This is a genomic window from Vibrio breoganii (assembly GCF_001677275.1).
GTDB classification, from domain to species: Bacteria; Pseudomonadota; Gammaproteobacteria; order Enterobacterales; family Vibrionaceae; genus Vibrio; species Vibrio breoganii.
This window is the reverse complement of sequence record NZ_CP016177.1, coordinates 919,649-943,781: the sequence shown is the minus strand read 5'-3', so window position 1 is coordinate 943,781 and position 24,133 is coordinate 919,649. Positions and strand designations below refer to the sequence as shown.

Annotated in this window: 20 protein-coding genes; 3 read left to right on the top strand and 17 right to left on the bottom strand. The window is 43.6% G+C overall.

The window, feature by feature from the left end; all coding sequences use genetic code 11:
- Positions 1–136 precede the first annotated feature (136 nt).
- Positions 137–1,135, top strand: coding sequence for a TerC/Alx family metal homeostasis membrane protein (locus tag A6E01_RS04445; protein WP_017243335.1), 999 nt, complete (start codon positions 137–139; stop codon positions 1,133–1,135).
- Between the two features lie 40 nt (positions 1,136–1,175).
- On the opposite strand, the gene A6E01_RS04440 is transcribed toward A6E01_RS04445, so the two are convergent.
- The 3 genes from A6E01_RS04440 to A6E01_RS04430 all read right to left on the bottom strand — a co-directional run bounded on the left by A6E01_RS04440 (position 1,176) and on the right by A6E01_RS04430 (position 4,749).
- Positions 1,176–2,384: a multidrug effflux MFS transporter gene (locus tag A6E01_RS04440; protein ID WP_237334495.1), complete on the bottom strand. Its 1,209-nt coding sequence runs from the start codon at positions 2,382–2,384 to the stop codon at positions 1,176–1,178.
- 298 nt (positions 2,385–2,682) lie between these two features.
- Positions 2,683–3,897, bottom strand: a complete 1,215-nt coding sequence (locus A6E01_RS04435) for a peptidoglycan DD-metalloendopeptidase family protein (protein ID WP_065209656.1) — start codon at positions 3,895–3,897, stop codon at positions 2,683–2,685.
- 261 nt (positions 3,898–4,158) lie between these two features.
- A complete protein-coding gene (locus A6E01_RS04430; RefSeq protein ID WP_017027565.1) occupies positions 4,159–4,749 on the bottom strand; it encodes a murein L,D-transpeptidase catalytic domain family protein in 591 nt (196 codons plus the stop codon).
- Between the two features lie 591 nt (positions 4,750–5,340).
- Here A6E01_RS04430 and A6E01_RS04425 point away from each other — a divergent pair.
- Positions 5,341–6,495 (top strand): amino acid permease, encoded by a 1,155-nt coding sequence (locus A6E01_RS04425; protein WP_065209655.1) that lies wholly within the window; start codon positions 5,341–5,343, stop codon positions 6,493–6,495.
- Between the two features lie 110 nt (positions 6,496–6,605).
- Here A6E01_RS04425 and A6E01_RS04420 read toward each other — a convergent pair whose 3' ends face one another.
- From A6E01_RS04420 to A6E01_RS21690, 6 genes are all read right to left on the bottom strand, one after another.
- Entirely contained in the window at positions 6,606–8,225 is a 1,620-nt protein-coding gene (locus A6E01_RS04420) for a BCCT family transporter (RefSeq protein ID WP_170875129.1), read from the bottom strand.
- A gap of 440 nt (positions 8,226–8,665) precedes the next feature.
- Entirely contained in the window at positions 8,666–9,697 is a 1,032-nt protein-coding gene (locus A6E01_RS04415) for an FUSC family protein (RefSeq protein WP_065209654.1), read from the bottom strand.
- 241 nt (positions 9,698–9,938) lie between these two features.
- Entirely contained in the window at positions 9,939–10,361 is a 423-nt protein-coding gene (locus tag A6E01_RS04410) for a hypothetical protein (RefSeq protein WP_065209653.1), read from the bottom strand.
- Between the two features lie 230 nt (positions 10,362–10,591).
- Positions 10,592–11,656, bottom strand: coding sequence for a DUF2955 domain-containing protein (locus A6E01_RS04405; RefSeq protein WP_065209652.1), 1,065 nt, complete (start codon positions 11,654–11,656; stop codon positions 10,592–10,594).
- Entirely contained in the window at positions 11,646–12,752 is a 1,107-nt protein-coding gene (locus tag A6E01_RS04400) for an HlyD family secretion protein (protein ID WP_065209651.1), read from the bottom strand. The genes A6E01_RS04405 and A6E01_RS04400 overlap by 11 nt, the downstream gene beginning before the upstream one ends.
- A gap of 201 nt (positions 12,753–12,953) precedes the next feature.
- Entirely contained in the window at positions 12,954–13,130 is a 177-nt protein-coding gene (locus A6E01_RS21690) for a helix-turn-helix domain-containing protein (RefSeq protein WP_082961339.1), read from the bottom strand.
- A 17-nt stretch (positions 13,131–13,147) separates the two neighbouring features.
- On the opposite strand from A6E01_RS21690, the gene A6E01_RS21220 reads away from it, so the two are divergent.
- Positions 13,148–13,291 (top strand): hypothetical protein, encoded by a 144-nt coding sequence (locus tag A6E01_RS21220; RefSeq protein WP_156744612.1) that lies wholly within the window; start codon positions 13,148–13,150, stop codon positions 13,289–13,291.
- A 51-nt stretch (positions 13,292–13,342) separates the two neighbouring features.
- Here A6E01_RS21220 and A6E01_RS04395 read toward each other — a convergent pair whose 3' ends face one another.
- From A6E01_RS04395 to A6E01_RS04360, 8 genes are all read right to left on the bottom strand, one after another.
- The gene (locus A6E01_RS04395) at positions 13,343–13,543 is read right to left on the bottom strand and encodes a hypothetical protein (protein WP_017031000.1); all 201 of its coding nucleotides are present in this window, start codon (positions 13,541–13,543) and stop codon (positions 13,343–13,345) included.
- Positions 13,544–13,956: 413 nt separating this feature from the next.
- The gene (locus A6E01_RS04390; RefSeq protein ID WP_065209650.1) at positions 13,957–16,140 is read right to left on the bottom strand and encodes a glycoside hydrolase family 3 N-terminal domain-containing protein; all 2,184 of its coding nucleotides are present in this window, start codon (positions 16,138–16,140) and stop codon (positions 13,957–13,959) included.
- Between the two features lie 2 nt (positions 16,141–16,142).
- Positions 16,143–16,631, bottom strand: a complete 489-nt coding sequence (locus A6E01_RS04385; RefSeq protein WP_065209649.1) for a hypothetical protein — start codon at positions 16,629–16,631, stop codon at positions 16,143–16,145.
- The gene (locus A6E01_RS04380; RefSeq protein ID WP_065209648.1) at positions 16,631–17,452 is read right to left on the bottom strand and encodes a carbohydrate ABC transporter permease; all 822 of its coding nucleotides are present in this window, start codon (positions 17,450–17,452) and stop codon (positions 16,631–16,633) included. The genes A6E01_RS04385 and A6E01_RS04380 overlap by 1 nt, the downstream gene beginning before the upstream one ends.
- Before the next feature lie 2 nt (positions 17,453–17,454).
- Positions 17,455–18,330 carry a carbohydrate ABC transporter permease gene (locus A6E01_RS04375; protein WP_065209647.1) on the bottom strand — a complete coding sequence of 292 codons (876 nt, stop codon included), beginning with the start codon at positions 18,328–18,330 and terminating at the stop codon, positions 17,455–17,457.
- Between the two features lie 24 nt (positions 18,331–18,354).
- Positions 18,355–19,602, bottom strand: coding sequence for an extracellular solute-binding protein (locus A6E01_RS04370; protein WP_065209646.1), 1,248 nt, complete (start codon positions 19,600–19,602; stop codon positions 18,355–18,357).
- An 8-nt stretch (positions 19,603–19,610) separates the two neighbouring features.
- Positions 19,611–20,597 (bottom strand): LacI family DNA-binding transcriptional regulator, encoded by a 987-nt coding sequence (locus A6E01_RS04365; RefSeq protein ID WP_065209645.1) that lies wholly within the window; start codon positions 20,595–20,597, stop codon positions 19,611–19,613.
- 148 nt (positions 20,598–20,745) lie between these two features.
- Positions 20,746–24,120, bottom strand: coding sequence for a GH36-type glycosyl hydrolase domain-containing protein (locus A6E01_RS04360; RefSeq protein WP_065209644.1), 3,375 nt, complete (start codon positions 24,118–24,120; stop codon positions 20,746–20,748).
- Positions 24,121–24,133: the final 13 nt, after the last annotated feature.

Here is a 24,133-nt window from a genome sequence, read left to right as displayed (position 1 = left end):
AAAGGTGATTGAATATTTTTCAGTCACTCCAACGAGACCAACGCATTCATTGATCAGCAGCATACTGTGTATGCCTGTTGGTTTTTATGTTTTGCGGAAGGTCACCTAAACACCGTCCTTCTGCCCAGGAGGAAGTATGTCCCCAATAGAAAATACCACCCAATTAAGTTCATCTGTACCAATGCAAGAATCGCTCATCATGTATGGCGTCTTTGGTCTATTGACCCTGGTACTTGTTGCGCTTGATATCTACCAAACTCGCGGTGGCACTGTATCTATGAAGAAAGCATTGGGCTGGAGCATATTCTGGTTCGTGTTGGCATTTGTATTTGCCACTTCTATCTACTTTTTCTGGGATTTCTACGCACCGCACAGCGTTTACTCGGCAAACAAAGCAACCGTCGCATTTTTGACTGGCTATCTGCTTGAGAAGTCTTTAAGCGTCGATAATCTGTTTGTATTTGCTATCATTTTTAGCCAATACAAGGTGCCAGAACACTTGCGCCCTCGAGCTCTATTATGGGGTGTTATTGGTGCGTTGGTCCTGCGCGCGGTGATGATAGTTATTGGCGCTAAGCTGCTGGCAGAGTATCACTGGGTCTTGTATCTATTTGCAGCCTTCCTAATTTGGACCGGCATTCAATTAGCACGTGATAAGGGCGAAGAGGAAGAAGTAAACCCTTACCCTGAGCAGTTCATTCGCAAGTTCCTTCCAGTGTCAGATGACTATCAGGGCAACAGCTTGATATTCAAACAAGCTGGCAAATGGATTGCGACGCCAATGCTGATTGTGGTGGGTGTCATCGCGGTGATGGATGTCATGTTCGCTTTAGACTCAATCCCTGCAATCTTTGCAGTAACCCAACAGCCGTTCTTGGTACTGGCTGCAAACGTGTTTGCACTCCTTGGACTGCGTTCGCTGTACTTTGTATTGCAAGCGATGTTGGATAAGTTTGTCTACTTAAAGCCGGCGCTTTCTATCATCATGATCTTTATCGGTATAAAGATGGTATTGGTGGGCACTGAGTATGCCATTGCAACCACTTGGTCTTTAGGCTTCTTGGTGACCATTATGAGCAGCGCGGTAGTCGCATCTATGTATAAAAACCGCATTAGCGAATTATCAAATTCATAAACAACAAAGCCTGCGCTCGTTACTTATCAATCCATTCAGGCTAGCCGTTCGCTAGCCTTTTGTTTGGCTCGTCTTGCATAGATAACATCAATGGCACAGCAACAAAACAGACAAACAGTACCCCCGTTATCGGCAATACTCCTGAACCTGGATAGACAGCAATATCTGATGAAAGAGACAGAACAGCCCCACCAGCAGTCATTATTGACCCGCCCAAGCCCGATGCTGAGCCCACTAATGCTGGAGTAACATCAAGCATACGCACGGTCGCGTTAGGAATTATCAAGCCATTCCCGATACCTGCGAAAAACATCAGGCCAAAGAAAATACTAGGGCTGTCTATGCCACCATTGACAACAAACATGATGCCAAAAAGACCCAGCACAGCAATACCACTGCCCGTCTTTATGAGCACTTTTGAACAAAAGGTCTGGCTTAAACGGCTGGTCAGATAATTACCTAACAGATAACCCGCTGGAGTTAGCGCAAAATACAACCCAAAAGCGGATGGAGACAAGCTATAGTGCTGAGTCGCAATCAGTGGACCTGCGGATAAAAAGATAAAAAACGCGCCATTAGACAGCATGGTAATCAAGGAATTACTGATGAAGTATTTATCTTTCAAGAGCACTCTAAAGCCCCGATTGCGTGTCGTTGGCGTCCGATGTATTTTTGGCGCTGTCTCGCCCATATCAAAATACGCTAGCACACCCACAATCATCGCAAATGCGAGCAACAAAAGAAAAGCTGCATGCCAGTCAAAGAACTCACTTAAGAAACCGCCTAGGGTTGGCGAAATCATAGGAACTAAAGACATTCCCATCATGATGTAGCTCATTCTGCGTGTTGCTTGTGGACCAGAATCAACATCTCGCACCACTGTCCGTGCAATGATCGACACGGTAACAATTACTGCTTGAAGCATTCTAAAGAACAAGAACAGCCAGATATTTTCAGACAGTAGGCAACCTACTGTCGCAAGCGAAAATGCAGCGATAGAACCTAGCACCACTGGGCGACGCCCGTACCTATCCGATAAAGGACCAGCAAGAAGCTGAACCACAGCAGTCATTATGATGTAGCCAGAAATCGAGATCTGAATGACCGGGTAATCAACGTCGTAGTATTCCGCCATATGCGGTAATGAAGGCAAAAAGATACTGATTGCCATTGCCGCTAACCCAGTCAACAACACTAAAGTAAGCGTTGACGGTGCTGAACATCGCTGTGTTATTGATAATTGAGTCATATAGAGTAATTCACATGCATCTTTGAAAGTATCGGGATCATAGCCGACCTTTCAAATTTTGAATAATCGCTTATGTATGATTGCATCATTCAAAACCCTACCTAACCCTCTTTAAGGAGGGGCGTACTAGCGTAATCGTTGACTTAGTCATTGATTGAGTATTAATCGCTTCTCTAAATACAGCCCTACAACAACCCTGAAAGAGAGGGAATAAAGCACGGTATCGTAGTCTAGTTAGCAAAAATAAGGGCTAACTACGAAGTTAGCCCTTACTCTAAAAATTAAACCTACGCATACACTAGATAGTTAGCTCATCAAACTTAGAAATTCGCGCAGCAAACGACTCTTTGTTTTCTTTTGAAATTGAACTCGCCATGGGTAAATCCGCTTTCATAGGATCAACCGCACGATTTCGTACTAGGACTTCAAAGTGCAGATGGGGGCCGGTAATTCTTCCCGTAGCACCGGCAATAGCAATCTTCTGTCCACGCTCCACATAATCACCTCTTTTGACCAAGAATCGGTCAAGGTGAAGGTAACGGGTGGTATAGACACTGTTATGTTCGATAACCAGATACTTACCTGCATATGGGTGATTTCTAACCCCAACAACCCTACCATCACCCGTCGAATAAATAGCGGCACCCACTGGAGTAGCAAAGTCAGTTCCGTTGTGAGGCGTAATACGCCCTGTCACTGGATGCTTTCGCCTCGGGTTAAATGAAGACGTGATACGGCGAAACTGCGGATCAACGGGGTAACGATTGAACGCCCTCTCTAAGCTATTTCCTTCACGGTCGTAGAAACGACCATCATCCGCCAAAAAGGCTGCGACCTCTTTTCTCGCTAGCTTAAAGGAAATGCCCTTAATCTCGCTATTGCCTGTAGGGTGATCGCCTAGGTACTGCTTATTGATCAATACATCAAAGCGATCGCCAGCCCTAAGCTCTCGAGCAAAGTTAATTTTATCGTGCAGAACGCGAGTGATATTGGCGATCTGGTTGGAACTCAAACCAACCTTGTGAGCCGATAAAGAGAAGCTACCCTCAACAGTGCCCGAATAAAGGGTTTCTCTCCACTCGCCTTCTTCTTCAATAAAGTGGTAATCAAATTCGCCACTTTCAATTCGAGTATAAGTCGCACGCTCAACCAAGCTGATATTGTAGGTAAGGGATATGATCTGCCGTGTTACAGGGTCAATGACAAACTCAAGGTGATCCCCTGGCTTTATCGTATCGAGTTGCAGCGGGACCTCATCAGCCGAGAGCACCTGTTGCAAGTTACTGTAGGGTAGCTCCCACGCAGAGAAAATGTCACTGAGGGTATCTCCAACCTTAACGAAATAATGTACACGCACAGGCGTTGGCTCTCGCGGAACCTCTGGTGCCTGAGTGATCAAAATATCGATATCTTGGCCGTGATTGGATTCAGATTGCAGTGCTTTGGGTAACAAGAAGGCAAGCGTAAAAGCGACTATGGCAATAGCCAAAGCGATAAGTCTAAAGTGTTTCATTACATATCGTGCGTGGGGGAATTGCCGAGATGTTATAACATAACAATGGAATTAAAAAGCCCGATTATGAACTTGATAGACTAAGCGGGGTGAAACTGCTCGCAAACTCTTTTGTATTGAGCTTTTTATGTTCTTGGAAATGGAGACCCGTTGGGCGAACTATAGTGTAGATACCAATACCGAGCTTCCAGAAACAACAAAGCCCGCCGATAAAATCGACGGGCTTATAAAATCTAGCTTTGTATTTTGGGGAGCGTCGTTTTACGCACTCGCGTAGATAACACTGCCACCCTTGATCATATCAATGATCTCTTTGTTCACTTCTGGAGACAGTGCTGGGCAACCCCAACTGCGTCCTAGATAACCGTGCTTGTTGATGAACTCTTTAGTCGCATACTCTGCAGCATGAACAACAATGTGACGGTCTCTTGCCATGTCGTTCACTCCTTTACTTACACCATCAAGGCGCAAGGAATAACCATGATTACCGTAATAGGTTTCATTGGTTAAGAAAACACCTAGCGAGGTTTGTCGCGAGCTCATTATGTTCGAAAATTCTGTCGCAGTTTTACCACCGCTGTTCACGCCATGAGCCACATAGGTTTCAAACGCCAACTCTTCTTTTTCGAGATCGATAACAAAGAAACGCTTTTCTGTTGATGGGCGATCATAATCGATGATAGTCAGTACGGGCTTTTTAGCACCATCTGTTGACTTATATGCCTGATAAGCGTTTTTGAACAAATCAAAGTCCATCACACCTTCTAGACCTATAGTGTTGTACTTTTCTTCGATCTGGTTAATTTGTGATGTTTTTTCGGCTGTTTTTGCGGTTACTGCGCTCGACAACATGAGTGCAGACAAAAATAAAAATAACGATTTCACTGTCAAATTATATTACTCGCCAATAGAGATTAATGTTCACTTACCCATGACTTAGGGTTATTCATTCCGGTCATATGCAAGGCTTGTTTATAGACCGAGATTGTATATAAAATAACCATATTTTCAAGTCGAAATTGCGTTAACTAATGACCATGGCGTGAAATGATAGTTTTCACAACAGAACACCGTCATTCTGCAATTTGCCCTTTGCAATCCATCTCTACCTATATAAGATGAAATCCTCTCAATTCGAGAGCACATAGTTCAGGATTTACTATGTTTGTTTCAAAGGATTGTCTCTTTATTTAGGACACCTTAATGATTTTCAAGATCACAACACCTATTATGGAACCCACTGAAGGGTCGCCACACCAGCAAGCTCACATTTCAAAAGCACCTCTATCCCCTTTTGCTCTTCCTTGCACCAGCAACCCCCTCTTGCCGTCCTATTCATTTTCTCGATTTTACTTTTCGTATTGATCTTCACTTCCTTCTCAATACGCCTGCGCGTACGCGCATGAATTAAAAATTTAATTAATATTTACGGTTTTATAGAAAATGAATACAAAACTTTTGGGTAGCGCCCTTATTATCTCCGGCACCGCTCTTGGCGCTGGCATGCTTGCAATTCCAATGGTATTAGCTCAATTTGGCCTTGTGTACGGCACACTATTGATGGCTTTTATTTGGTTCGGTACTACCTACTCTGCATTGCTTCTACTTGAAGCCACCATCAAGTCAGGTGGCGGTTTAGGTCTTAACTCAATCGCCCGATCATCCCTAGGCAAGGGCGGCCAACTCGTGACAAACGGGCTACTTTACGCACTACTGATCTGCTTATTGATGGCATACATCTTAGGTGCCGCAGATCTTCTATCACAGGGCGTAGCCGCTATTGGACTCTCCATTAGCTTCACTCAAAGCCAAATCCTATTCACCCTAGTCGCTGGCGCTATTGTAGCTTGTGGTACTGGAGTAATTGATAAGCTCAACCGCGCGCTTTTCTTGATCATGGTAGCGAGCTTGGTCTTGACCCTGTTTGCACTGTTACCCGAGTTTTCTGCGCAAAACCTAGCGCAAGTGAGCAATCACAGCCAGTTAGAGCTTATCAAGACCAGTGCCGTGCTCTTCACGAGCTTTGGCTTTATGGTGGTGATACCAAGCTTGGTTACATACAACAGCGATGCCACAGATAAACAGCTGCGCAATATGGTTATTGTCGGTTCTCTGATCCCGTTGTTTTGCTACCTATGCTGGTTATTTGCGGTTGTGGGCAACTTGCCACCAGAGCAACTAAAACAGTTCTCGAGTGTTTCTGAGTTAATGGCAGGATTTGAACATGAAGCACCTTGGATTGGCACGGTACTGTCACTCTTTACCGGTCTAGCGCTGCTCACCTCATTCTTTGGCGTTGCCATGTCGCTGTTTCATCAAAATAGTGACACCTTTAAGCAAAACCGCGTTGTGACCTATGTGATTACCTTCGTACTCCCACTAGTTGGTGCGATCTTGGCGGCAGATCAGTTCTTGTCTGTACTGGCATACGCAGGAATCATCCTAGTGTTCCTAGCCGTATTTGTTCCATTGGCTATGGTGTACAAACTGAGGAAGAGCGATACCCTAGGCGAGCGTTACGCCGCTGAGGGTGGCAATAGTATGATGCTGTTTGGGTTTGTTTTTGGCGGCTTCTTGTTGATGTCTCAGTTGGTGTAATCCGGTATTTAGTGCCGGGCATTAAATACTATCTCTAACGCTAATAAACAAAAAAAGCCTCGGCACATTACGTACCGAGGCTTTCACATTTTTACTTTATTAAAAGTAAGTTATTTTTTCACTTCAGCTTCAACATAGTCAGCATCTGCTTTTGAACCGCCTACTTCTGTCAGTAAGCCTTTCACCAAGCTAAAGCAACCAATCAGTAGAATGATGGTGAATGGCATTGCTGCAATTATCGTGATCGACTGTAGCGCCTGAATAGACTCAGTGCCGCCAATCCACAACATCACCATAGCGATAGTGCCTGAGATCAGTGCCCAAATGATTTTTTGCTTCATTGGTACGTCCATCTTTCCGCCGGCAGTCATGCTATCAATAACAATCGAGCCAGAGTCCAAGGTAGTAACAAAGAACACAACAATTAGGATCACCGCAACCACTGACAGTATGTCGCCAATCGGATAGGCCTCAAGCATATAGAAGAGACTCAAAGAGACATCACTAAGCGCTTGTTTGGCTCCCAATATACCCACGTTATCAATCATCTGTTGGATAGCAATGCCACCAAACGTCGACATCCATGCTGTAGTTACGAGTGTTGGAATAATCAGTACGTAAACAAGGAACTGACGAACAGTACGTCCTTTCGAGATACGCGCAACAAACATGCCAAAGAACGGTGCGTAAGCAACCCACCAAGCCCAGTAGAACACTGTCCAGCCATGCAAGAAGGTAGTATCTTCACGACCTGAGGTTTGGCTCAATGCATAAGCATTTTTAACGTAACCAACCACAGCTGTTGTGAATGAGTCTAGTACTGTTGTGAAGTTCAGCACCGCCATCAACAGAAGGAATAGGATAGCAATCGCCATGTTTATGTTACTGAGCAGCTTCACGCCACCATCCATACCACGTAGCACAGAGATGATAGCAAGGCCCATGATCAGTACGATGATAGATTGCTGAAGCAGCAAGCTGTTATCTAGACCAAATACATGACTGATACCACTCGCTGCCTGCGTGCCACCTAAGCCAAGAGACGTCGCCAAGCCAAATAGTGTCACCAGAACGGTCAGGATATCGATAACATCACCGGTTTTGCCCCAAACTCTATCCCCTAATATCGGATAGAACACAGAGCGCATCGCAAGTGGTAAGCCTTTGTTATACACAAAGTAAGCCAGACAAAGTGCCGTTACACCATAGATAGCCCACGCATGCAGACCCCAGTGGAACGTCGCTGCACCCAATGCTAGCTCGCGAGCTTCCATCGTGTGTGACTCAACGTTCAATGGCGTGCCATACCAACCCGTATAGAACGCGGTCGGTTCTGCAACACCCCAGAAAATAAGGCCAATACCCATACCCGCTGCAAACAGCATCGTAATCCAAGAAAACGTTGAGTAGTCGGTAGTTGCGCCATCACCGCCCAAGCGAATTTTACCTAAAGGTGAAAAAGCAATAACGATGGCAAAGATTAGGAAGAGGTTTGCTCCCCACATAAATAGGAAGTCGAAGTATGAAAGAACAGCGCCTTTCACAGAATCAATCGCAGCTTTAGCCTCAGCTGGCGACATGACTAACAGTGTAACAATGAAAAGAAGTGATAACGCTAGAGAGCCCATAAAAACGGTGTTATGGATATCCATGCCCCATTTCGTTACGTTATCTTGACCGACCTGATAGTCGGTGGATTCAATACTATATTTTTTTGATTTTGAACTCATAAACAATGAGGTTTAGCTACCGCAAAAGCGATAACAAACGACTAACTCCATGTTAGTGATAATTTGATAAGTCGAGGCTTATGAGTGCGTTATTGGCATTAAAAATAGTTGTAGATTGCCGGCGACTCTAAGCTCTGATCTTATCCCCTACGGCGGCATGATAACACAAAAGGGCCATTTTTGAGGCTTTCACACAAAATCGTTCACTAATTCAACTAAAACATAAAGGAACTTTAATCCATCTTTCTCTATTTAGACGGCATCACATCCATTCTATGCTTCAAGGGATGGGGAAATAAGTAGGACCTGCGGCATTAATGCATGTAAGAGTTTTCAGTCGTCGAACGGCATTTTTTATAACAACTTTTTGGTCAGTGACCAAGTAGAAGGCACCATCCGTATGCCTTTTACTTATTGGAAATACACACAAAGGCCTATTTCTAGGCGAAATCTTTATCTCGCAATGGGACAAGGAAACCTAGCAGCACCATCACACCACCACCGATCAGGGTGTTCCAAAAACGAGGCATGAAAACAAGCTCTGTAATCTGCAAGTTAAAAGGGCCAACAGCATAGGCCAATATCAATAACATGATAAACGCTGTAGCGACCGTGTAATTGTGTTCTAGGTAAACCAAGATCATATACAGTGAAACAATCACCAAAGACCATTTGATTGCGGTAACCATTAGCTCTGAATCTAGGTACCCCATGAGCAGTCCCAGAGGCACATAAATGACTGCACCAAGCACTGTGCCGCTGAAGCGTTGCCACGCCTTAGGCGCCAACTGCTTAGAAATCGGGCTGTGAATCATCATAAAAAGGTAGGCAGCTAAAGCCGCTCCTGAGCCATCGATAAAACCCAATGAAAGAATCAAGCCTATGCCCAACGCCTTTCGAGAAGAGTATTTAACATCGACCTTATTGATTGTGCGCTTTGCTTTATCTTGGGCTTTATCTTGAGTTTGATTCTGCGAGGCATTAGGCCAAACAAAAGCTGTGGCTAACATCGCAACCACTATGCCAAGCACAACAGATACACTGCGTTGTATCATCAGTTCAGTGCTTTCAACCCCTTGTGGAACCATCATCATAGAGAGCAGCAAGAAACTCAAAGGCAATATGTATTTAGGCACACCTTGATGGTGGTTATCACGTTCAATGAGCACTAGCACAAACACAAAAATCGCTGTAGTGAATGGCGCATACGGCATAGGCACCAATGACAGAGGCACAGCAATCAAAGTCGTGACTAAAGGCTCTAAGCCACCCCAAAAAACCGTTTTTTTGTTGGCAAACTTTAGGTTATATAAGAAGTGTATGATGCCAACTTCCACTGCAACAAAGGCTTCATCTACATTGTAGAGATACGCACTAATCACTAGCAATACAGCGGACAATAGAAACATTCTATTTCCCAATACTAGGTAAGGCTTAGGCGGGATAATATTCTTAGCAAAGTTATCTAACATGTTTTGCTCCGTAGTTAGTCGTAGAAGTCGCGCTATGTACTCCCCTTGATAGGAGCGGTAGATTAACGGTTAATGACTAAGCACGATTGCCATTTGGTGACACGCTTACAACTATCAATCCTACTGAATATCTGACGTTGGATTGTTGAGGAAAAGGGATTTTTATATCTTCTATCTGTAATCGACCACTTTCTAGATTTCAAATACAACAAAGCCGCTCAACTGAGCGGCTTCTTTATAATTAGCTAGCTTGAGTAAGCTGTTTTGGACTGCTTGTGCTGAGCTTGTCCCAAGCGGCTTCAAATCCCATGATAAGGAAGATAAGTCCAAAGAATACTACCACGCCGTTGAAGTAACCTAGCATCTGCACCTTAGGGAATAGGTAGCCAATTGCACCCATCGTCGCAAACTTACCACCAACAAGTGAAATATAAGAGGTAATACCGCGACCTATCTTATATTTCTTCGCTTCACCCTTAGCCTGCCATTTAACCGCAAGGAAACCTTCAAGCCATACGAAGAAGCTCAACATCAAGGAAATCAGAGCGCCCACCACAAAGATGTCCTCAACAGGGATCACCAACCAACTCCAAAGGTCACTTGCGATACCGGTTGCGATTACGCCAAGGGTTACTTTTTCTAGAATCTTTAGATTGCTTTTCATCGTTCACTCTCTGTAGTTAGTTGCTAAGGGCCAAACTCTTACTGCGATTTATCCCCTTCGATGTAATGTATTCTAGAGAAAACAGAAAACAATAACGCCCATTTTGCGCCAGTCATTCCATTCATTTGATAAATAATTAACCCACGTAAAATGCCACCCGTGAATACACTAGGTGGCATCAATCTATTTTAACAAGACAGCGTTCATGAGGGCCCTACACACACTATTACTTATGTGCGTTTGGATAGTTCTCTTTTTGACTTCTTCAAGGTTCTCTCTGTTTTGGCTACTAATGCCTTTCTTGCTTCATCTCGGCCTTCAAAGAAATACACCATAAACACTAGGTAAGGTATCACCAAGATAAGCTGGAAGATTCGAACGTACAGCTTGTCATCCAGTGCGCCGGTAGTCATTGAAGAACCGATCAGTACCAGAAAACCGGTAAATGCAGTGGCATAAATAGGTGCCTTTGCAGGATCGGTATAGATCTTGGTGCCGATAAGGCAAATTACTAACAACATCACCAACATGTAAACCCACATATTCGGTGTCAGTGACATCACGAAGAAAGCGATGAGGGCTAAAATCGCCCCAAATACATTCGCAATAATGAAGAACATTGACGTTTTATTGGCCTTCTCTCCCGTTGTAAACAAAGAGAGCAAGGTAACAAAAGCGACCGTCAGCATTACCTGAGACAGCTGATAGTAGAAATACAAACAAATCAGAGGAAAGGAGATCAGCCACGCTCTTATCGCTCCACCCCATCTCATAGCCTGTGGCAGAGGAGATGGAGGAAATCCATTGAATTTGTTTTCTTCTATCTCCGGAAAATAGACATGTGACAGCGCATAAAACCCTACTGATACCACGCCAGAGAAAGCGAAACCAATACCGACATCTAAGGCGGCTTGCTGATCCACTATGGTAATGTACGGTTGCAGCAGCAGGTTAATTACCAGAAACGTTGCAAACATGACCCACTTAGGGTCAGTAAACAGATAATAGGCCCATAGAATGCCCGCCCCATAGAGCGCGAGGAAGGCAATCTTATACTCCGGAAATCCTGTAGATAGCGCGTAGCTGATCAACATGGTCACAACCAAGGCATACACCAGTTGCTTCACATGCAAGATATGAAATTCAGCCTTATCGACAATGAACTTTGCGGTAAGTAGTGGCGCACAAAACGCTAAAGGCCAGTTAAACCACACTGCAATAAACGTTGATAGCCCTACCCCAAAGATGAAGCGAAATATTTTCCGCTCCTGTGCTTTTGTGATGTTATCGAACATAAGAGAATAGACTCACAAGTCGAATCCAAGCCTTCCCAAGCATATTCATCAGTGAACTCTCATCGGTATAAACGACCACATCCGCTTGTCCACCAATACGCATATATTCAGTCGCATCTGCATCATCCAACTGAATAGTTACAGGCATACGCTGTGAATCTCTGAGCCAACCATTTTGCTTGGTTACACTGGCAAGTGCACCAGGCTGGTCTGCAACGCCCCATGCAGCGCCCAAATCAACCGATACCACACGACCTGAGTAGGTCTTTCCGGGGGCAAAATCTAAGGCAACCTTTACCTTGTTACCTTGTTTTATATTGCCAAGGCTGTTCTCTCGAAAGTTCGCTTCTATCCATAGATTGTCACTAGATACAAAGGTTAATAGACTCTGCCCTGCCTTTGCATAAGCCCCTTCGGTGAGTTTGAAGTTGGTGACTGAACCATCTGTCGGAGCACGAAGGATCGTACGCTCAACATTCAGCTGGGCTTGCTGTAATTCAAGCAATGCGGTCTGCATTTGAGCATTGTCTTCGCCATTGGCACCCACTTGAGTTTTAGCTCGCTCAAGGTTCGCTCTTGCCTTTGCGACATCTGCCTTAGCTGTCTGTAGAGCAGCGCGCGTATTATCGGCGTCAGACTTAGAAACAATGCCTCTATCAGCCAAACTCAATAAGCGTTGACCTTGGCGTTTAGCGTTATCAAGGGCAACAACGGCATTGGTCAACTGCGCTTGGGCAGCCATAACATCGGCCATTTGTGCACCGACATTTTGCCCAGTGAGTTTAACCTTGGTTTCCGCTTTCTTAAGTGCAATTTGGTAATCAATAGGCGCAATTTTTGCGAGAACAGTCCCTTTTTTGACAACCTTATTAGGCTCAACCAACACTGTGTCAATGGGGCCCGACACCTCAGGGATCAAACTCACTACGTTGCCTTCAACTCTAACATTATCGGTTGTAGGTATAATTCGGTCGGAAACCACAGCAGTACCGATGGATACAAACACCAAAGCTAAGATGGCATTGGTTGTCCTCTTTACCTTGTTTACTGGCTTCTGTTGCTCTGCTGTCTCTGGAGTGTTCTCTTGCTCTGCCATAACGTGTACTTCTCACAAACTATTTGTCTTCCCTAACCTCTCGTAGCGAAAGTTAGAGTTATCTTTTGTGAGGTTATATCAGGGCCTGTATACACAATTGCCACTTGATGACAGCTAGGGTTAAAAAACTGTACCACCATCACAGTTCAACAAGTGAATACATTAAACTGCTGTCGTCTAATTATTATACGTCGAAGTCATTTACCTAAACTCGCTAGGATTGAGGCCAGTTCCTTTAACAAAAGCTCGCCAAAAGTTGGATTGATCTGTGTATCCAACCTCAGTAGAGACATCGGTAGTGCTTAGCTCTGTAGATGTTAGAAGCTCTTTGGCAGCTTTAATTCGAAGTTTGCCGGCGATCTCGCGAAAGCGTGTCATTTCCCAAAGGCTATCCAATGAAAACGGTTCAATACCCTGTTTGGGTTAAGGGCACGATTTCCTCGGAGCTTAAGTCTGAAGATGTTTACATCGTTGATGGCACCAGCAATATCACCATGGGATATAGTCTTAATGCGACGCATGTAAAGTATTACGAATAGCCAAGGACTCACAATTTTTTTGTTTGTAAGTTATTTGAAAGGGTAACCGTCTCACATTGCTAGGAGGGCAGCAAAGCCAACGAAGCCCGGCAACCCAAGGTGGTGGCTAAGATAATTGCCAAGTACAAATATCGAAACCACATGCGCTAAATCGTAAAACAGTTCGATCCAATGAACGTGATCACTACTCGCCTCTGCATCAAGGTGATGCGTAGGTTTACGCCAAAGTGGGTGCTTTTTCGATATATCCATACAAGGGTCCCCTAAGCTTCCTGCATATCCTTTGCTGAGTTTTACTTCGTGCGTACACACCACGAGCCAAGCCAGTGCGCCGACTTCCTCGATTAGCGGTAACTTCTAGGTAATGGAAAAATAGAAATCATAGCCCTAACCATCTTAGAACAACTTTCAGAGTGTTTATAATGAAAATCAGACACTTAAATATTTAGGGATACTGCCGTAGGAAACAGAGTGTAAGTGATACTTACCCTATGCGGACGAGGGGTTAACAATAGAAGACGATTAGCTCTACGTCTCGCTCTAGTAGTAATACTAGAGCGAGTTATCGAACACGGCAAAACCATGGCCATTAATTCAGATACTACTCATCTAGCTCTATACAATGAGCTCAGATGCGATGTACTCAAACTTATAATGACTATGCACTAAACACTAAGCACTGAGCACTGAGCACTGAGCACATCAATGGATACTTGCAAACTGGAGTTTGAATCACCACCGACAAAGATCGTGACCTTGGCAGCTTCTTGCTCAATAGTTCCTTTTTTGCCATAAAAAGCGAAGTCATCTGTGGTTAAAGTAAATTCAATCGTTTTGCTTTCAAAAGCCTTTAAGTCTACTTTTTTAAAAGCCTTCAACTCTCTACGAGGGCGTGTAGTTGAAGTCCCTTTCTGTGAGATATAGCATTGAATCACTTCACATCCATCAACCTCAGAATCATTGGTAACGGCAACGGATACATGAACCTCCTCTCCGATAGAGACCTTAGGTTTAGATGATTTCAGGTCGCTATATGAAAAGCGGCTATAACTCAATCCAAAGCCAAACGGATACAGCGGTGTATCTTGGCAATCCTTGTAAGGCTGATAATCTTGATACGCTCGCATTTTTCCTAGTTCTTTACGTGCGTAATAGATTGGGATCTGCCCCGTAGAGCGAGGGACGGACATGGATAACTTGCCTGATGGATTGACCAACCCGTAGAGAATTCGTGCAACGGCATTCCCTGTTTGGGTGCCACTTTGCCAAGCATAGACAAGTGCATCGCCGTGCTGCTCTATCGCAGGAGACGGAATCGGGCGTCCTGTACATTGAACCACAATCAATGGTTTGCCAGTTTTTCCGATTGCTGAAATAAGCTGTTCTTGACCCGCGGGCAATGCAAGGTCGGCTACATTACGTGCCTCCCCTGTTCTTCTATGGCTTTCCCCAATACACAACACAACCACATCGGCTCGGTGCGCGCACTCCACCATATCGTCACTGAACGCGACACTGTCGGTAATGATAGTATTCTGCTTTGATTGAGCTCTTAACCCATCGATGATAGAAACTACATCGTCACTACTACCATCCAAACACCAAGAGCCTAAATGCTGTCGCTGTGAGTCTGCATGCGGACCGATCACGGCTACGGTTAAACCTGAATCAGCTAGCGGAAGGAGGTCATTGTCATTTTTCAATAGCACTAAGCTTTCTTCTGCAAGAGCCAGAGCCTTATTTGCATGCTCAGGTTTGCCAAGAACACTAAGATGATGTTTCGGATCAACGTAAGGTCTCTCAAACAAACCAAGACGAAACTTAGCTCGAAGAACGTTCCGCACAGCATCATCTAATTCAGCTATAAGCTCTGGGTTCCTTTCTATCGCTAGAGCCAAATTATCTTCGTATGCTTCATGGGTCATTGCCATATCAACACCCGCTTCAAGGGCGAGTGCTGCAGCATGTTCACTGTCTTTCGCAACACCAAAGTACTCAAGATCAGAAATAGACCCCCAATCACTCACCACTAAACCATCAAAGCCTTGTTGCCCTCTTAGCCAGTCACGAACTAATGGTTTAGACCCGGTGACAGGTGTACCACCAAGGTCATTGAATCCAGTCATCAATGAACCTACACCTGCATTGATTGCTGCCTTAAATGGAGGCAAGTACACATTATGCAGACTATTTTCGGAGATTTCCGTTGTGTCGTAATCACGACCGCCCTCTGAAGCCCCGTAGCCAACAAAATGCTTAGCACAGGCCAAAATATTCTCAGGTTGAGTTAAGTCATCGCCTTGAAAGCCACGCACAACGCCTTTGGCCATTTGACTGGTCAAATGAGGGTCTTCCCCACTACTCTCAATAACCCGACCCCAACGAGGATCGCGAACAATATCGAGCATAGGAGCAAACGTCCAATTAATACCGAGCGAGGCCGCTTCCGCCGCAATACCACGATAAGCTTCTTCTACTAATAATGGGTTCCAAGAGCAGGCCTGGGCTAACGGAATGGGTAGCACTGTTTTTTGCCCATAGATAACATCGCGAGCAAAGATAATAGGAATACCCAATCGGCTCTCTTCTATCGCGGCTTTTTGAATCTCATTTAACTGATTGGGATCAACCGATTCACCCGGTGCATTTCCGGCCCATGCAGTATCAGCTAAAATTCGAGAGCCCCATTTCCCCTTGCGTACCTTGTCTAGGTAAAGCGCTTTATAAGAGCCATAGTCCAACATTGGCGATTGGCATAATTGACCCATTTTTTCTTCGAACGTCATTTTTGACAACAAATCTTCAGTGCGAACATCAATAGCCAATGAAGAGTCTTTATATTTAACCATCGTTATTGCTCCAAAGTGGACTTAGGTTTGTAGTTCGGAAATGCTTCCAACAAAAACTCACTCATCTCAGTGGCAAGTTCACTATCCCCATTTTGCAATGCCAGTATTCGCAATTGCTCAGCCGCTTCAGGCACATAACGAGCGTCTAGCTCAACGTAAGTCTCAATAAACATTTCAAGCTGTTGCTGGTTAAGCTGAGCAAGGATCTTTTCAGGCATTGCTTTGGCGTCGTCGTAAAACGAAGGTTTAGGACCAAGAACTGCATTTTCCCAAGTTTCGAGTACTTGTTGAAATCCACCTAGATAAACATCATCTTGCCGCAGTTCAAGCTTATTCATGCCTTTCAGGGCAATCAGTAAATTCTGCTCTTCAATCTGCTGGTGAGCGTATTCATTGTATCGTTCAGAAAGTTGATATGTTTTCAGCCAGGCTGTGCCGTAAGCAATTGCCACCAACAGTGCAAAGAGCCCCAATTTAATTCCATTGCTCATTACTTCACCCCAACACCAGTAAACGCTTTAATAAAGTTTTTCTGTAAACAGAAGAAGACAATAACCACAGGCACTGCGATCATGGTCGTCATTGCCCATAACTGCTCTAAGTTGGTGCCTGGCACTTCAGTTTGGAAATTATAGAGAGCCAGTTGCAACGTCATTAGAGACTCATCTCTCACGTACAAAAGCGGTCCCATGAAGTCATTCCAAGCCCCCATGAACGTTAGAATACCTACCGTCGCTAGCGCTGGTCTTAACATAGGCAAAACAATCTTTCTAAAGATACGAATTTCATTAGCACCATCAATGCGAGCTGCTTCTAAATAGGCATTGTCGATTTGCTTCATGAATTGCACTAGAAGAAATATATTATATGCACTAATAGAACCTGGAATAATTAATACTCTGTAAGTGTTTATCCAGTTCCATTCATACATCATCATATAAGTTGGGATTGTAAATAATACTGCAGGGATCATCATTGAACCAAGAATCACCTTCAACCAAAACTCTCTCCCCGGGAGTTTTGTTTTAACAATGGCGTAAGCAACCATAGAAGAAAACAATACATTTAAAAACGTAACCGATAATGAAATGAAGATAGTATTAAAGAACACTCGTCCTAAATTTATCGAATCAAATACTTCAACATATCCTTTAAATGACCACTCTGTCGGAAGACTATTAGGAGAGTGCATTATCTCCGGCCCAGTTTTAAATGAGTTAATCAACATAAAAAAGAATGGGTACAATACGACTATAGAAGCAACCGCGAGTGTTACGTAAATCAGGATCATTGTATTTTTATTTTTGTTCATACTTAGTCTTCTTTACTTGTGATTTTCAGTTGCATCATTGTTAATAAGTAAATAACAGCTGCAAGCATTAAGCCTATGGTTGAGGCTTCACCCATTTGCATCTTTTCGAAGCCTACTTGATACAAATATAAAACAGGTGTTAGCGCGGATTGATACGGGCCGCCACTTAAGTCAAAGTTCATAAACACTTCAATGAACATCTGTAAACCATTGATAATATTCATGGTCATAACAAATATAATCTGAGGCATAATCATAGGCAGTGTGATTTTACGTGTCTTTCGCCACCAAGATGCACCGTCGATATCTGCAGCTTCAAAGAGAGAACGGTTTATGCTTGCAATACCACCTAGGAATATGATCATCTGAACACCAAACCACTTCCAAGCACTAAATACTGCAATAACAGGCATAGGAAGCCACTGTTCAAATTTCCAGAAAATGGGTTCAGATATAATATGCGCGTTGATCATAGAACTTTGTATCGGCCCTGACGGTCCGGAAATAAAATCAAAGATAACCATAGCGACAGTAATAGAAGTGATAACAGGAATAAACATTATCGTTCTGAAAAAGCTTGCCATGAACTTTATCTCATTTAATAGCAAGGCAAGACCAAGTCCAATAAAAAAACTAAGGAACACGAATATTACTTGGTTGAACAATACATTAAACAGTGATTTCCAAAACATGAAATCTGTTACCACAGATATCCAATTTGATAATCCAACAAATTTGGTATTCTCAGGCAATAAAATATTTGTTTCTAAAAAGCTACTTTCAAACGAAAGATAAAAAGGATACATCAAAAAAACCATGAAATATATTATCCAAGGCGCAAGGAAAACATACCCCATGATGAGGTTATTCTTTTTCATATTAGTACCACTCGAACTTATATATTAATGAACAAATATTTTATTTGCTTGCTGACTTGCTGACTCAACGGCCGTCTCAGCAGTTATTTCTTTTTTAAGTACAACCTTGGAATACTGCTGCAGTAATATAGTTGCAACATCAGCTGATTGTGAAAAGGGTTCACTCATAATGGTAAAGGAAAGCTGATCTACAAATGGTTTGGCTTCCTTGCTTTGGTAATAAGGTCTGTCTTGCAATTCAGTTAATACTGGCAACTGACCAAGTTCTACGTTTGCTTGATGATTAAGCTCATCACCCATTAGCAATTGAACAAATGCCCAGCTAAGTTCTTCAACCTCAACCGTATTCTTGAATATCATAAGTGCACGACCATCAAGGGTTGAATAAGAAGTATCGCTCTTGTTCAAGGTCGGTATCGGTGCAAGCCCAACATCTTCCCCTACCACCATAGGTCGCTGCGCCGCTTCTTGTAAGTTGGCTTTCCAACCAAACCCAAACTGTGGCCACATACCAATATTGCGAGAGAAGAAGCTTTTCTCCATCGTCAACGGTGCAAACTTTTGTGCTTGTTGCATTGTCTCTAAGAACGCCGCCATATTGGCTTCTTCTTTATCAAAAACAGGATGCGTTCCAAAGCGGTTAAGTAGTGTAAATTCACCCTCATTAAAGTTGTAGTACATCTGAGCCAACATACCCCAGTACCAACTACCAGAAGACAATACATCATTCCAAAATACAGTCCCGTAAACTGGGCTCCCATCTTGACGCGGGGGCAACTGGTTTATTTTTTCTGCTGCGTATAAAAACTCTTCCCAAGTTTGCGGTGGCTGGTCTGGATCAAGCCCAGCTTCCAAGAATAGTTCTTTGTTATAAATCATTAATTGGGTGGTGGCATTCCATGGAATGTAGTAGCTACGACCAAAATTCTTGCGTAGAAAAACAGGATCTATTCGATCGATAAGCTCTTGATAACCTTCAAACTGATCAAAGTAAACGAGCTTGCCCATTTTTGCGTATTTAGCTGGTTGATAACCAAATACACCCGCGTATAAATTTGGTAAGTCACCTGCCGCCATTCGAGTTTCTAAGTTTTCATCGTTTGAAACAACGACTTCAACATCGGGATATTGCTTCTTAAACTCAGGTACAACTACATTACGAACAAAATTCATGTAGTTACCAGCGGGTGTCATGACTTCTAGCTTAGTTGCAGCAAACGTAACCGTTTGGCAACTAAAAGCAAGCACACACCCAATTAACCATTTTTTCATGATCCACCCTACAAAGTTTCCCTTAAAATTAATTTTGTCGGTAGAATTCTCAGATCTTCCATTTCATCTTTACTGTTCATTGCATCGAGCAGTGTTTTTGCTGCTATCTCGCCCATACCCATTTTTTGGTGGGAGATAGTGGAGAGTCTTGGAATCATGAGTTCTGCCATCTGTATATCGTCAAACCCAACCAGTTTCATGTCTTCTGGAATTGCGATACCTTTTTCTTTCGCTGCACGGATAATGCCAATTGCCATCTCATCGTTGGAAGCGAATACCGCTTTTGGCTGCTTACCTTGTTCTATCAGTTCCTGCATCTTTTTATATGCTGTACGCTCGGTGAAATCCCCTTCTATCAGCAATGATTGATCCACATTAATCTTGTAGTAACCCAATGCTGAGATATAACCATCAAGGCGCTTTTGAGCATCATAAGAGTCTTCAGGACCTCCAAAGTAGTAAATCTCTTTACAACCGGAGTTAATCAAAGCTTTGGTCGCTGAAAACGCACCACCAAAATTATCAATGAGAATGTTGTAAATATTCGGGCCCGAGACCTCCCTATCTAAAACAACAACAGGGAAGTCCTTCTTTGCTACCGACTTTAAAAACTCATCATCAAACGAGTTGGTTAAAATAATGGCGCCGTCTACCATGCGATCGCGAATGTATTTGTGCGCCGTAGACCCCTCATTGCCATACACGCTGCAAGCAACAAGGTCATACCCATTTTGATGACAGACTTGCTCTATACCTTTCACTAACTCACTGTAGATCGGTCCAAACCATGAGTTAAAAAATAGGCCAATCGCATTGCTCTTTTTCTGTTTAAGCTGTTTTGCATTGTTGTTTGCAACATAGTTAAGCTCAGAGGCAACTTTCAATACATGCTCCCGGGTCGCATCACTAATTCGTGGGCTTCCGTTTATTGAATAAGATACCGTTGCGATCGATACATTTGCTTTCTTTGCTACATCTTTTATCGTCACTGCCATGTTCTACAGAGTCCTTGCTTCAATTGATTTCATCATCATCGTATGTGTTGAAACGATTCTACCAAGAATGTGCAATAAGCAACAATTAATACCAAGTCAATGTTGAAATTCATGATGTTAACCCGGTGAACCGGGTTAACATCATCGGCTACAGTGTGACCTTCAGAACATTACCTGATTCATTAAGCTTGTTTTTCAGATAGTTAGATTCCACAACCGCACCACCGGTACGATAACGATTCTGTTGAAGTTCAAAAGGAACATCGACACCATTTAGTTGAATCGTTTTAGGTGTGTATTGACCTTCAGCTGATGTAATGACCACTTTCACGGCTTTACCTTCAACTTCGTAGTCCATTGAAACAGTACCTAGTCGAGACGATACAATCGGATCAAGTACTAAGTTGCCACGTTCAAATCGCAAGCCAAACACATTACTGATCAGCTGATTCAAGTAAATGCCAGGACCACTGGAGTAGATACGCCATCCGCCCTTAACAGAGACTTCACCCGCTTTAACTTTATCGAAGTTATCGTAGGCCGAATAACGGTCATTAAATTTCGCATCAGAACTAGAGAAGTAAGCATTTGACTGTCTCATTTCAGCATTAGGAACAATATCTTGGATCCCCACCGGAATGATCTTGTATAAGTTGTCAAATACCGCTTCCGCATCGCCTAATTTACACAGCGCTTCGATGAATCGGATATGCGCATGACAATATTGCAATCCAACTTCTCGACCTAGGTTTGCCGCAAGCTCTGCACGTTTGAAGTAGGTTTGTTTGCCTGCCTTGTACTCCGCCATGCGATCCATGAGTCGTACCCCGTCTGGGTGCACTAAGTTCTCTTTAATCATCAGCATATGCTCATGCGCCATTTCCGGAGTGAACGTTTCCGAAATGATGGAGCGACTCGCAGGCAACAAGCGATATTTAATGCCAGTATTCTTGTCTGACGGGTGCAGAAGGTACTCTACTTGTTCAACCTCACCTTGCTCATCTCGATCAAAATGGATGAAGCCAGCAATGGTGTCATCTTTGATTAAATAATGGTGGTAGTCTTGCTCCATATCAGTGGCAAGCTTTGTTAACTCTTCACTGAAATGATCAAACTTTGTTGCCCCTTTTAGGACGCTAGCCATTCCTTTAAGCGCTTGTAATGTCAATGGAATCGTCCAACCACTGACCATGTTTTCACGCAACGACTGATTCGCAGGTTGTAGGGTGTCATCCCAGTCACCGTCGCCATAGCAAGAAAGTGAAGTGCCTGGAACAAGGTTATCGATGATGTGCTGAATTTGGCGTTCTACATGGTTAAACAGTGAGTAACGCTCAGCGCTCTTAGTAAACTCTTCCTTCGCCAACGTGTATGGCAGCATCTCATCAAGTACACTGAAATCATCGGTAACCGCTAGGTATTCGCCTAAGGCCTTTAACGGCCAAACGATGATATCACCATGGGCATCTTCTTGTTGAATCTGTGCATACTGATCGAACATAAACCACTGAGGCCAGGTTCCTGTTTCTTGATACTGATGGCTATAAATCTCTTTAAGCAGGTCTCTTGCTTTGCCATATTCTTGCATTGACATGAACAGCTCAAATGGCCCCTGAGATACATCTCGAGTTCCCCAAGCTGCGCCAGAATACTGCTCCAAACCATGTGGTGTACTGTAGTGAACCAACGCATTGTGCGTAAACCAGTGAACAGTTTCGTTTAAGCGCTGGCTGTTAATTTCATCGTTTTCAAAATGCAGCTTGAACCCTTTAGTTAGCTTCAGTCGCTGTGACTCACACTTTGCTGTCTCTTCGTCAAATTCAATACGTTGGCCTTTAGAGTTAACTCCGGCCAATTCACCACCAAAAGTAATCCTCGCTTGATCATGCACGAGGCCTTTAAGCACAAGATAATCTACCGAACCAGTCTCGGGGTTAGAAATAGTGTCCCACTCGGATAACTCTAAGCTCGGCAACAGGCTGAAACTCAATTCCGACGAGAACTTTTCAATTAACTCGTTACGGCCTTGAATTGTGAGTCCATCTTCACCTTGAGTGACACGGATAACACTATCTGACTCGTTATTACCAAATACAAGTTGGTGTGATACGGCAATATCTAGCGCTGTGTCCAAGCCACGGGTTTCAATATCTAATTGAATGATTGGCGTGTCTGCAGAGGCGAATGAGCGTACATCAATGAAACCGTTAAGGTATTTGTAAACCCAACGAGAGTAATTGGTTCCGACCTCGTAAGCGGAAGGCATCCCTAACGCTTGGTATGTCTCTCCCTGCTTGATCCAGATGCGCTGACCGCCATTGGAGAAATGGTTGAGAGGGTTTCTACATACACCTAATAGCTTATTGAATGATGTGTTACCCAGAGTTAATTGGGAGTTGAAAACACCAAATATATGATGGGTCGCACTCATAATAGAGTTTTGGTAATCGGTATTGTTTCCTGTTGCGATTACGTGCCCCGTTGTGCGTTCCATGTATTGCTCTTTTGCGGCCAGCGTCACATATTGACTGTCACCATAAAAGAACGATAGGAGCTCACCTTCTTTAGATTCAGAGAAACGGCGTTCAGTACCGAAAAGATCGCGTAATTCATCGTCAGTTAGCTTTTCACCTTTAATGTAAGGTGCTTTTCTTCGAGCCTTATACGGCAGAAGGTTGTCACAACTAACAGTGTGTTCACCATCTGCGTGCATAGATTTAATAGACGCGACATCCATGTGTTGTTTGAGGTTTGATTCTTCACAATGCCCCTCAACAACGCCATAGAATGTCTGAGCATTCGCATGATTTGGCGCTAAAGTAACGGACTCCGTTTGAAGTGCAATATAGCCCATTTCAAACTGATATTTTTCATTCGCTAGTTCGTACTTCTTCAGAGCCATGGCTTCGCCAGTGACTTTGTACTCTTGGCCAAAAAACTGATATCCATCCGTACTAAAGCCAATAACAGGAGAGAACGAACCGATCTGAATTCTCGGATTACCCGTGCTTTGTGGAAGGTTTTGACGGCTGCACACGGTGAACCCGAAATCATCCAGTTGATAGACTTGGTGGTCTAAGTACTGAGAGCAATACGCTTCATTGGTTTTAACTGCACCTTCATCCGCCAATCCAAGGTCTTGTCCATAAACCAAGTCAAAGGTCAGCTCTGAACTTCCGATGTTATTTACTTCAACATCATAGAAGAAAGCACGATCTACAATTCTTAGCGATACTAATGCTTCATATTTATCTGTCGTTGTTTTCCAGGCTAGTGAACCATCTTTCTGCTTAAACGTTTCAATTTCTTCATTAAAAAAAAGTAACGGTGTTGCAGAAATAACATCATTGTCGAACGTGCGTAGATAGATATTGCTAATCGACAACTCATTCAACGGCGTATCAAAAAGTGAGACCATTAATTTTTCACTGCGAATCGCAGACAGCACGCCAGTTGGGCTGAAGGTCATGTTAAGTTTTTCATCACCGACGATCAAAGCCGGCTCATTAATAAATTGGTGCATCGCGACAAATCTC

Excerpts from the sequence above, each read along its gene's own strand:
- A6E01_RS04445 (WP_017243335.1), top strand. The coding sequence starts at position 137 with ATGTCCCCAATAGAAAATACCACCCAATTAAGTTCATCTGTACCAATG.
- A6E01_RS04440 (WP_237334495.1), bottom strand. The coding sequence starts at position 2,384 with ATGACTCAATTATCAATAACACAGCGATGTTCAGCACCGTCAACGCTT.
- A6E01_RS04435 (WP_065209656.1), bottom strand. The coding sequence starts at position 3,897 with ATGAAACACTTTAGACTTATCGCTTTGGCTATTGCCATAGTCGCTTTT.
- A6E01_RS04430 (WP_017027565.1), bottom strand. The coding sequence starts at position 4,749 with ATGTTGTCGAGCGCAGTAACCGCAAAAACAGCCGAAAAAACATCACAA.
- A6E01_RS04425 (WP_065209655.1), top strand. The coding sequence starts at position 5,341 with ATGAATACAAAACTTTTGGGTAGCGCCCTTATTATCTCCGGCACCGCT.
- A6E01_RS04420 (WP_170875129.1), bottom strand. The coding sequence starts at position 8,225 with ATGAGTTCAAAATCAAAAAAATATAGTATTGAATCCACCGACTATCAG.
- A6E01_RS04415 (WP_065209654.1), bottom strand. The coding sequence starts at position 9,697 with ATGTTAGATAACTTTGCTAAGAATATTATCCCGCCTAAGCCTTACCTA.
- A6E01_RS04410 (WP_065209653.1), bottom strand. The coding sequence starts at position 10,361 with ATGAAAAGCAATCTAAAGATTCTAGAAAAAGTAACCCTTGGCGTAATC.
- A6E01_RS04405 (WP_065209652.1), bottom strand. The coding sequence starts at position 11,656 with ATGTTCGATAACATCACAAAAGCACAGGAGCGGAAAATATTTCGCTTC.
- A6E01_RS04400 (WP_065209651.1), bottom strand. The coding sequence starts at position 12,752 with ATGGCAGAGCAAGAGAACACTCCAGAGACAGCAGAGCAACAGAAGCCA.
- A6E01_RS21690 (WP_082961339.1), bottom strand. The coding sequence starts at position 13,130 with ATGACACGCTTTCGCGAGATCGCCGGCAAACTTCGAATTAAAGCTGCC.
- A6E01_RS21220 (WP_156744612.1), top strand. The coding sequence starts at position 13,148 with ATGAAAACGGTTCAATACCCTGTTTGGGTTAAGGGCACGATTTCCTCG.
- A6E01_RS04395 (WP_017031000.1), bottom strand. The coding sequence starts at position 13,543 with ATGGATATATCGAAAAAGCACCCACTTTGGCGTAAACCTACGCATCAC.
- A6E01_RS04390 (WP_065209650.1), bottom strand. The coding sequence starts at position 16,140 with ATGGTTAAATATAAAGACTCTTCATTGGCTATTGATGTTCGCACTGAA.
- A6E01_RS04385 (WP_065209649.1), bottom strand. The coding sequence starts at position 16,631 with ATGAGCAATGGAATTAAATTGGGGCTCTTTGCACTGTTGGTGGCAATT.
- A6E01_RS04380 (WP_065209648.1), bottom strand. The coding sequence starts at position 17,452 with ATGAACAAAAATAAAAATACAATGATCCTGATTTACGTAACACTCGCG.
- A6E01_RS04375 (WP_065209647.1), bottom strand. The coding sequence starts at position 18,330 with ATGAAAAAGAATAACCTCATCATGGGGTATGTTTTCCTTGCGCCTTGG.
- A6E01_RS04370 (WP_065209646.1), bottom strand. The coding sequence starts at position 19,602 with ATGAAAAAATGGTTAATTGGGTGTGTGCTTGCTTTTAGTTGCCAAACG.
- A6E01_RS04365 (WP_065209645.1), bottom strand. The coding sequence starts at position 20,597 with ATGGCAGTGACGATAAAAGATGTAGCAAAGAAAGCAAATGTATCGATC.
- A6E01_RS04360 (WP_065209644.1), bottom strand. The coding sequence starts at position 24,120 with ATGCACCAATTTATTAATGAGCCGGCTTTGATCGTCGGTGATGAAAAA.